Below are 759 nucleotides of genomic sequence, written 5' to 3'. Positions count from 1 at the left end.
TCCTTGTAGTTCGTCTTCAGGTAGCCATAGGCCTTGCCGCAAGCGACCTTGGCCTCCGACGCCCAGACGAAGACGGGCCGCGACGAGTTGATCCACTCCGAGCTGTTGGCGACGGCAACCGACTCGTCCATCAACTTCACAACCTCCTGCTTCAGATCGACGATGTTGTCGTTCAGCACCAGGTTGGAGGTGCCGACGACACGGCAATAGTCGCCCGTCGGACCGTCGATGATGTCGGCGGCATACCCCGTCGACCCGACTGCCAGCAACAGCGTCGCAGCGGAAACAAGCAGTCTTGCAGAACGTTTCATATTGAGCTCCCCTAGATATTAGCGACGTATAACATAGTCACGTGGTTGTGCGCTATGGCGTTAACCCACCAGATTTGCCGTCGTCGTGTGCTGGGTAGCGCCATCGTCATAGAGCAGCGCGATTGTGTTGGCCGCGGGCAGGTTCGACAGCGTCGCCACGTCGACGAAATTGGCGCCGCCGGTGGTCCCGTCATGATCGACACTGAGAGTGCCTGTCGCCGAATCGTAGTTCACGAAATCGCCAACATTGGCTCCTCCGGGAGCTGTGTCGAACAGCGACGTCAGGTCTATCTTGTCGCCTTGCCCGCCATTGTAGTCGACGATGAGATCCTTGATGTCGAGACCGTCGAGCTTAAATGTATCGGCGCCCGTGCCACCGGTCATGGTATCCTGGCCGAAGCCGCCGATCAGAGTGTCATTGCCCGCTCCGCCGTTGATCGCATCATTG

General features: G+C 58.6%; 2 protein-coding genes. Both read right to left on the bottom strand.

Annotation, left to right across the window (positions count from 1 at the left end):
- Positions 1–311 (bottom strand): hypothetical protein (locus tag EOC94_RS33380; protein WP_127295876.1); only part of this gene is annotated, 311 nt, incomplete at its 3' end.
- 60 nt (positions 312–371) lie between these two features.
- On the bottom strand, positions 372–759 hold a 388-nt coding region (locus EOC94_RS35210; RefSeq protein ID WP_127295874.1), incomplete at its 5' end, for a type I secretion C-terminal target domain-containing protein.

The sequence above is a fragment of the Mesorhizobium sp. M6A.T.Ce.TU.016.01.1.1 genome, assembly GCF_003997065.1.
Lineage (GTDB): Bacteria > Pseudomonadota > Alphaproteobacteria > Rhizobiales > Rhizobiaceae > Mesorhizobium > Mesorhizobium mediterraneum.
This window is presented reverse-complemented; position numbering and strand designations above follow the sequence as displayed.